The 6,698-nt window shown below is 68.2% G+C and carries 7 protein-coding genes; all 7 read left to right on the top strand.

Annotation, left to right across the window (positions count from 1 at the left end; genetic code table 11):
• Positions 1-163: 163 nt before the first annotated feature.
• A complete protein-coding gene (pgsA, locus tag FWJ67_RS10460; RefSeq protein ID WP_304175127.1) occupies positions 164-766 on the top strand; it encodes a CDP-diacylglycerol--glycerol-3-phosphate 3-phosphatidyltransferase in 603 nt (200 codons plus the stop codon).
• A 340-nt stretch (positions 767-1,106) separates the two neighbouring features.
• Entirely contained in the window at positions 1,107-2,411 is a 1,305-nt protein-coding gene (locus tag FWJ67_RS10455) for an ABC transporter substrate-binding protein (RefSeq protein WP_304174445.1), read from the top strand.
• A gap of 87 nt (positions 2,412-2,498) precedes the next feature.
• A complete protein-coding gene (locus FWJ67_RS10450) occupies positions 2,499-3,380 on the top strand; it encodes a carbohydrate ABC transporter permease (RefSeq protein ID WP_304174447.1) in 882 nt (293 codons plus the stop codon).
• Positions 3,381-3,388: 8 nt separating this feature from the next.
• Positions 3,389-4,261 (top strand): carbohydrate ABC transporter permease, encoded by an 873-nt coding sequence (locus FWJ67_RS10445; RefSeq protein ID WP_414482792.1) that lies wholly within the window; start codon positions 3,389-3,391, stop codon positions 4,259-4,261.
• Positions 4,262-4,270: 9 nt separating this feature from the next.
• Entirely contained in the window at positions 4,271-5,053 is a 783-nt protein-coding gene (locus FWJ67_RS10440) for an HAD-IIA family hydrolase (protein ID WP_304174451.1), read from the top strand.
• A 111-nt stretch (positions 5,054-5,164) separates the two neighbouring features.
• Positions 5,165-5,830, top strand: a complete 666-nt coding sequence (locus FWJ67_RS10435; RefSeq protein ID WP_304174453.1) for an MgtC/SapB family protein — start codon at positions 5,165-5,167, stop codon at positions 5,828-5,830.
• 278 nt (positions 5,831-6,108) lie between these two features.
• Positions 6,109-6,698 (top strand): glycerol-3-phosphate responsive antiterminator (locus FWJ67_RS10430; protein ID WP_414482791.1); only part of this gene is annotated, 590 nt, incomplete at its 3' end.

The following is a 6,698-nucleotide window of genomic DNA, read 5'->3' as shown; positions in this document are numbered from 1 at the left end:
TCCGGAAGAGCATGGGCGAGGAGGAGGGATCTGATGCCGCCTCAGCCTTCCTCCCGGCCGGGGCGTGGGCCCCGGAGGAGTGTGGTACAATAGGTGAAACTTGGGGCACTGGCCGTTCTGGCCCTGGCGCCGGTGCCTTGTGCCCGGGAGAGGAAGTGGTGGGGTGCACGCCGAGGAACCATCCTGGCCCGGACCCTCCCCGGCCGCCGCGGGGGAGGGGGGTGGGGAACGCGCCCGGCCCGTCCGGTTGGAGATGACGGTGGCCACCTGGATCAGCCTGGCCCGGCTGGTCCTGGTCTTGCCCATGCTGGCCGTCCTCCTGGCCCGGACCCCCTGGGGGGGCTGGGTGGCGGCGGGGCTCTTCGTGGCCGCCGCCCTCACCGACGCCCTCGACGGGCACCTGGCCCGTCACCGCCGGGAGGTGACCACCTTCGGCAAGCTCCTGGACCCCGTGGCCGACAAGCTCCTGGTCACCGCGGCCATCATTGGGCTGGTGGAGCTGGGCCTGGTCTCCAGCTGGGCGGCCGTGGCGGTGGTGGGGCGGGAGATGGCCGTCACAGGCCTCCGCCTGGTGCTGGCCGGCCAAGGGGTGATCCTGGCGGCCGGCCCCTGGGGCAAGGGGAAGACCCTGGTTCAGTGCATCGCCCTTCCGGCCCTCATGGTGGGCCTGCCCGGCGCCAACCTTCTCCTATGGCTGGCCGTCGCCCTCACTCTCTGGTCGGGCTACCTCTACTTCCGGAACGCCTTCGCCCCCCGCCCGGCCTGACGGCCGCGATGGCTTGACCCGCCTTCGCCCGCGGCGTGTGCGGGAACGGACCCCCTGAGGCAAGCCCCTTCAGGCGACTCCCCTGGCAGGAACCACGAACAAGATGTGAAAACTCTCTTCCTGTCGGGCGTGACCAAAGGAAACTGAGAAAATGTGTGGAAGAAGAATCCCCACACATGCCGGCCGGTTGCCCCTTGACCGACCCCTGATCCCGCCCGTCTGAGGCGCGGGCGCGCGGACCCACCCCACGGTGGCCCCATCGCCGTGGGGTCTCCCGTCCCGGGGGTCCCCTGGGGAAGACGGCTGGCTGGCTGGGCACTGGACTGAGGGAGGGATCGACGTGACCCGTCGGTTGGTGCGGGCCTTTCTCCTCGCGGTGGTGCTGGTGGGCCTGCTGGGGCCTGCCGCGGCCGCCCAGATCGAGGTTCAGTTCTGGCACTCCATGAGTGGGGCGGCCGGCAGGGCGCTCAACGACCTGGTGGAGCGGTTCAACGCCTCCCAGTCGGAGTACCGGGTCCACGCGCAGTTCTCCGGCTCCTACGCCGAGGCCTTGACCCGGGCCATCGCCGCCCTGCGGACGGGCCAGGCGCCCAACATCCTGCAGGTCTACGAGGTCGGAACCCAGACCATGCTCGACTCGGGCGCCATTATCCCCGTGTACGAGCTGGCCGAATCCCGGGGCGGGATCGACTTCGGCGACATCAGCCGGCCCATCTTCAACTACTACGCGGTGGACGGCAAGCTCTACTCCATGCCCTTCAACTCCTCCACGGCCATGCTCTACTACAACAAGGACATCTTCCGGAAGGCGGGGCTGGATCCCAACCGGCCGCCCACCACCTTTGATGAGGTGCTGGAGATGGGGCGGCAGATCGTCGCCTCCGGCGCCGCGCCCCACGCCATCTCCTTCGGGTGGCCCGCCTGGGTCTTTGAGCAGGCCCATGCCACCCACAACCAGTTCTACGCCAACAACGCCAACGGCCGGGCGGGACGGGCCACCGAGGTCCTCTTCAACGGCCCCTTCGGTGTGGAGGTGGTCACCCACTGGCGGCGCTGGGCGGAGGAGGGCGTTTTCGTCTACGGCGGCCGGGAGTACTCGGCCAACCAGGCCTTCATCTCCGGCCAGATCGCCATGCTGATCCAGTCCACCTCCTCCCTGGCCTCCATCGAGGAGGCGGCCAATTTTGAGGTGGGGACCACCTTCCTGCCCCGGTTGGAGGGCTACCCCCGGGGGAACTCGGTCATCGGCGGCGCCTCCCTGTGGGTGCTGAAGGGGCAGTCGGAGCGAGAGCTGGACGGGGTCTGGGAGTTTTTCAAGTTCATCAACCGGACGGAGAACGCAGTCGCCTGGCATCAGGGGACGGGCTACTTCCCGGTGACCAACAGCGCGGTGAAGACCCTCCTGGACAGCGGCTGGTTCGCGGAGAACCCCAACAGCCTCACGGCCTTCCTCCAGATCCTCACCGGCTCCGATCACCCCGCGGCCCAGGGAGTCCTCCTCGGCCAGTTTGTGGAGATCCGCGACATCGTGGACACGGCCCTGGAGGATGCCCTCAACGGCCGGGTGCCCGTCCAGCGGGCCCTCGACCAGGCGGCGGCCCGGGTCAACCAGGTGCTGGCCGACTACGCCCTGCTCTACCAGTAAGCGGGAGTGGGGCCGTGCCCCATCACCCAGAGGTCTCAACCGGCGGGTGGGGCCCCAGCGGCCCCACCCGCCTCAGGAGGTCGTGGTATGCCAAGCCGTTTCCCCTCCCGGATCCTGCCCTATCTGCTCTTGGCGCCCTCCGTCTTGATCGTGGTCGTCTTTCTCGTCGTGCCGTCCATCCAGTCTCTCTACCTGAGCTTCTTCCAGACGTCGCCCTTCGGCGACCGGATGATCTTCGTGGGCTTGCGGAACTTCACCCGCCTCTTCCGTTCGGCCGAGTACCTGAACGCCTTCTGGGTCACCCTCATTGCCGCCCTGATCGTGGTGGGGGTGGGACTGGCCGCCTCCCTGCTCTGTGCCGTCCTGGCCAACCAGCGGATCCGGGGGAGTCACCTCTACCGGACCCTGATGATCTGGCCTTACGCCCTCTCTCCAGCGGTGGCGGGGACCATTTGGGCTCTCCTGTGGCATCCGACGGCGGGCTGGCTGCCCTACGCCATCCAGGCCCTGGGCGGCCCCAGCCTCAACTGGATGACCTCAGGCAACCTGGCCCTGGTGGTGGTGAGCCTCGCGGCCACGTGGAAGATGCTGGGGTACAACGTGATCTTCTTCCTGGCGGGGCTCCAGGGGGTGCCCCGGGAGCTGGAGGAGGCGGCGGAGGTGGACGGTGCCACCCCCTTCCGGCGCTTCATCCACATCACCCTGCCGTTCCTGTCGCCCACCGCCCTCTTCCTGCTCATCATGAACTCCCTTTATGCCTTCTTTGAGATCTTTGGCCTGGTCGACGTGATGACCAAAGGGGGGCCGGGCCGGGCGACCGACATCCTGGTCTACAAGCTGTGGCGGGACGGCTTCGTCAACCTCCAGACGGGGCTGGCCGCAGCCGAATCCATCATTCTCTTCGTGGTGGTGGCCATCTTGACCGTTCTCCAGTTCCGCTTTGTCGGGCAAAGGGTGTTCTACCAATGAGCCGGCCCATGAGCACGCCCGCGATGCCGGTCCTCGCGGGGGCGGGCTACCGGATCCGGCGGCAGGTGAAGACGGGCCTCACCCACCTGGCCGCCTGGGGGACCATCTTCATCCTAGCCTTGCCCGTCCTTTATGCCCTGGTGATGAGCACCCTCTCCTTCCAGGAAGCGTACCGCTTCCCGCCCAGCCTGGTGCCGGGAAGGCACCTCCTGGCCAACCTGCAGGAGGCGTGGGTGCACATCAACATGGGGCGGCTCCTCTTCAACTCCACGGTGGTGGCCGTGGCCGTGGCGGTGGGGAAGATGGTCCTCTCGGTCCTGGCCGCCTTCGCCTTCACCTACTTCGGCGACTTCCGGGGGAAGTGGCTCTTCTTCGGGTTGATCCTCATCACCCACATGTTGCCTCTGCCCGTCCGGATCGTCCCCACCTTCGAGCTGATCACCCGCCTGGGGTGGGCGGACACCTACTGGGCGCTGACCGTCCCCTTCTTCGCCTCGGCCACGGGAACGCTCCTGTTCCGCCAGTTCTTCCTTACCGTCCCCCACGCCCTGGCTGATGCGGCCCGCATCGACGGCGCCGGCCCCATGCGGTTCCTGGTTAGCATCCTGCTGCCCCTCTCCCGGACCAACCTGGCCGCGCTCTTTATGGTAGAGTTCATCTATGCTTGGAATGAGTACCTCTGGCCGCTGGTCGCCACCTCCAGCGACCGGATGCGGGTGGTCCAGATCGGCATCAAGACCTTGCTCGCGAGCGAGGCCCAGGCGGCCGAGTGGAACGTGGTGATGGCGGGCGCCATGATCAGCATCGTGCCACCGCTGCTGGTGCTCCTGCTCCTCCAAGGGGCCTTCGTCAAGGGCTTCGCCTTGCAGCAGGAGAAATGAGGTGGTACGATGACGTACCGGGGATTCATCTTCGACCTGGACGGCACCATCTACCGCGGGGAGCGGCTGATCCCCGGCGCGGACCGGGCCGTGGCCGAACTCCGGCGCCGGGGCCTGCGGGTGGTCTTCGTTACCAACAAGCCCCTCTCCAGCCGGGCGGAGTACGCCGCCAAGCTGACCCGTCTGGGGATCCCCACGCCGGTGGAGGATGTGATCAGCTCTTCCTTCGTGATGGCGCGCTACCTCCACGAGCAGGAGCCCGGCACCCGCGTCTACTGCATCGGCGAGGCGCCCCTCATCGAAGAGTTGCGCCAGATGGGCATCCAGGTGGTCGACGATCCCCGCCAGGCCCGGTTCCTGGTGGTCGGCTTCGACCGGACCTTCGACTACCAGAAGCTGACGGGGGCCATGTTGGCCATCCGGGCCGGAGCCCGGTTTGTGGCCACCAACCCCGACCGGACCTGCCCGGTGGAGGACGGGGAGATCCCTGACTGCGCCGGCATGGTGGGGGCGGTGACCGGGGTGACGGGGGCCGTCCCCGAAGCGGTGGTGGGAAAGCCTTCGCCTTACATGGTGGCCGCCGCCCTGGACCGGCTGGGGTGCCCGCCGAGCCAGGTGGGCATCGCCGGCGACCGTTTGGAGACGGACATCGCCATGGGGGCGGCGGCGGGCATGCGCACGTTCTTCGTCTTGACCGGCGGCGACCGTCTCGAGCAGCTGGCGGACGACCGGCTGCCCAAGCCTGATCACGTCGTTCAGAGCGTGGCCGAGATCCCTGACCTGCTCGACTGAAGCTCAATCCCAAGGGAACGACCAGCTCCGGGTCTCCCGACGATCCGAGGGCCCTGGGCTCCCCCACCGGAGCTGGCATCCGGGCCGGACGTTGTAAAGGAGACGTGGCGTATGGTGGCACTCGAGTTGGAATTGATGGGCCGTCTCATCTTGGCCGTGGTGCTCGGCGGGCTGGTGGGGCTGGAACGGGAGATGCACGGCCGGCCGGCGGGCTTCCGGACCCATATCCTGGTCTGCTTGGGCTCCGCCCTGGTGATGGTGGTCAGTTTCCACCCGTTCAGCCATCTGGTCGCCCAGGGGGTGGACGCGGACCCGACCCGGATCGCCGCCCAGGTGGTGAGCGGTATCGGCTTCCTGGGGGCGGGGACCATCCTCCGGGAGGGCGCCAGCATCCGGGGCCTGACCACCGCGGCCAGCCTCTGGGTGGTGGCCGGCATCGGCCTGGCCGTCGGCGCGGGCTACTACGCGGGGGCCCTGTTGACCACCGCCCTCGTCGTCGTGAGCCTCTTCTGGCTCAACCGGATTGAGATGCGGTTTGTCAAGAGCCGCCACGGCACGGTGGTGGTCCGCATCATCGACCGGCCTGGGCAGCTGGCCGCGGTCAGCGCGGTGCTGGGCCAGAACGGGGTGAACATCCGGGGCGTGGAGATCGAGCGGGAGGACGGCGAAGCCGAGCTGACCTTCCTGGTGGATAACCTGCGCCCCTCGACCGCGCCCCAGCTTCTGGAGGAGCTGCGGGCCCTGGACGGGGTCGCTCCCGTGGAGTGGCACGCGTGAGGTGGTCCGGTCGGCCTCAGATCAAGCAGGAGTCTGATGCCTGCGAGAGGTATAAAGATTACTGATAGGTTGGCCCAACAACGCGCGGCGCCGGCCTCGGAAGCGGCCGAGGCGCCGCCGCCAGAGGCCATCCGTCCAGTGGTGGTCCATCGCCCGACAAGAAAGGTTCCTAGGGACGGGAGACGGGGAGAAGTCCCACCGGGACCTGAGGGTTTCCTCATGGCCCGGGGGGCTTTGTCTTTTGTGGGGCCAGGGCAGCGGGGGATGGGGGGCTCCAGATGAGGGCACGCAGCCGTAAGGCGGACTTCTTCACGGCCATCCGGTCCCAGCGTCTCATCGCCGCAGTGAAGGAACCGGCCCAGGTGGCCCAGGCCGAGGCGGCCGGCCTCCGGGTGGTCTTCCACCTGGTGGGCACCATCTACGACGTGGCGGAGACGGTCCGACGGCGCTCGCCGGGCACCCTGGTCTTCTGCCATGTGGATCTCATCCAGGGCCTGGCCAAAGATGAGGTGGGCATGCGCCTTCTGGCGCACGACTTCGGTGTCGACGGGATCCTCACCACCCGGCGGCACCTGATCAAACCCGCCCAAGACCTGGGATTGGTCGCCATTCTCCGGCTTTTTCTCATGGATTCTGAGGGCTTGCGCACGGCCCTGGAGATGGCCCGGGGGGTCCGGGCCGATGCGGTGGAGATCCTGCCGGCGGTGGCCGTGCCTTTTGTGGCCCACCGGCTCCCCTTCGGCGAGCTGCCCCCCGCCATCAGCGGCGGCCTGGTGGAGCGCCCCGAGCAGGTGGAGGCGATCCTGCGGACCCCCGTCATGGCCGTCTCCACCAGCCACCAGCCCCTCTGGACGTGGCGCCCCCGCCC

Origin of the sequence: Limnochorda sp. (genome assembly GCF_047459355.1) — a bacterium.
Taxonomy (GTDB): domain Bacteria; phylum Bacillota; class Limnochordia; order Limnochordales; family Limnochordaceae; genus Limnochorda.
This window is presented reverse-complemented; position numbering and strand designations above follow the sequence as displayed.